The sequence below is a fragment of the Nocardia sp. CWNU-33 genome, from assembly GCF_046764895.1.
In the GTDB taxonomy this organism is placed as follows: domain Bacteria; phylum Actinomycetota; class Actinomycetes; order Mycobacteriales; family Mycobacteriaceae; genus Nocardia.
This window is the reverse complement of sequence record NZ_JBKOQN010000104.1, coordinates 1-1,468: the sequence shown is the minus strand read 5'-3', so window position 1 is coordinate 1,468 and position 1,468 is coordinate 1. Positions and strand designations below refer to the sequence as shown.

Genomic DNA, 1,468 nt, shown 5'->3' with positions numbered 1-1,468 from the left:
GATGGCGGTCGTCGGCTGGTGTTCGGCGAAGGCGCGCACCGGGCCGGGCATGGAGTCGGTGGGTACGAATGCCGAGCTGATGAACGGCAGGAAGATCAGCGGGTAGGAGAATCCGCTCGCGCCATCCGGGGATTTCGCGGTCAGTCCGGGGATGACGGCGAGCCATGTCAACGCCAGGGTGACCAGGGCCAGGATGCCGGCGACCGCGAGCCAGGCCAGCACTCCTGCGCCGGAGCGGAAGCCTATGAGCAGGGCGACGAGCACGACGACCACGAGCGAGATCAGATTGGCGACCAGCGAGGTCAGCACGTGGGCCCACAGGATGGACGATCGTGTGATCGGCATGGACTGGAATCGCTCGACAATGCCGTTCTTCATATCCAGGAAGAGGCGGAATGCGGTGTAGGCAATGCCCGACGCAATGGTGATGAGCAGAATTCCGGGCAGCAGATAGGTCACATACGAATCCGTCCCGGTGTCGATCGCGCCGCCGAATATGTAGACGAACAGCAGCATCATGGCGATGGGTGTGATCGCGGTCGTCATGATGGTGTCCGGGCTGCGCATGATGTGGCGCAGGGATCGTCCCAGCAGGTAGCCGGTGTCGCCGAAGAATTGCGTGGTCATCGTTGTTCCTTACTCGTCGGTGCCGGGGCTGCGGCATTGCCGGTGTCGCCGTCATTGCCTTCGTCACCGACGAGGGTGAGGAAGACCTCCTCTAGGGTCGGCTGCTTCTCGACGTATTCGACCTTGGTCGGTGGGTGCAGTTGCTTGAGTTCGGCGAGGGTGCCGTTCACGATGATCCGGCCCTTGTGCAGGATCGCGATCCGGTCGGCGAGTTGTTCGGCTTCGTCCAGATACTGCGTCGTGAGCAGCACCGTGGTGCCGTGCTCGGCGAGTGCCTTGACGGTCTGCCATACCTCGATGCGCGCTTGGGGGTCGAGCCCGGTCGTCGGCTCGTCGAGGAAGATGACCGGCGGGTTCCCGATGAGGCTCATGGCGATGTCGAGGCGGCGGCGCATGCCACCGGAATACGTCGATACCTTCCGCGCGGCGGCGTCGGTCAGTGAGAAGCGTTCGAGCAGGTCATCGGCGATCGTGCCTGGGTTCTTCAGACGCCGCAACCGGGCGATCAACACGAGATTCTCCCGCCCGCTGAGGATTTCGTCGACGGCGGCGAACTGCCCGGTGAAACTGAAGGACTCCCGCACGTCCGCCGGTTGTGTGGCGACGTCGAAGCCGTTCACGGCGGCCGTCCCTGCGTCGGCCTTCAGCAGCGTGGACAGGATTCGCACGACCGTGGTCTTGCCCGCCCCGTTCGAGCCGAGCAAGGCGAAAATGCTGCCCCGCTCCACCTCGAAGTCCACGCCGCGCAGCACATGCAGATCCTTGTAGGACTTCTCCAGGCCCTGCACATGGATCACCGGAACTTGCTGTGTCGTCATCGAACGGCCCTACCTTCCCTCTC

Annotated in this window: 2 protein-coding genes; both read right to left on the bottom strand. The window is 63.8% G+C overall.

Features of this window, described 5'->3' with window-relative positions:
* Positions 1-627: ABC transporter permease (locus ACLMAL_RS39550; protein ID WP_412003757.1), on the bottom strand; the 627-nt coding region annotated here is incomplete at its 3' end.
* A complete protein-coding gene (locus ACLMAL_RS39545; protein WP_412003756.1) occupies positions 624-1,445 on the bottom strand; it encodes an ABC transporter ATP-binding protein in 822 nt (273 codons plus the stop codon). The genes ACLMAL_RS39545 and ACLMAL_RS39550, both read right to left, overlap by 4 nt.
* Between the last annotated feature and the right edge of the window lie 23 nt (positions 1,446-1,468).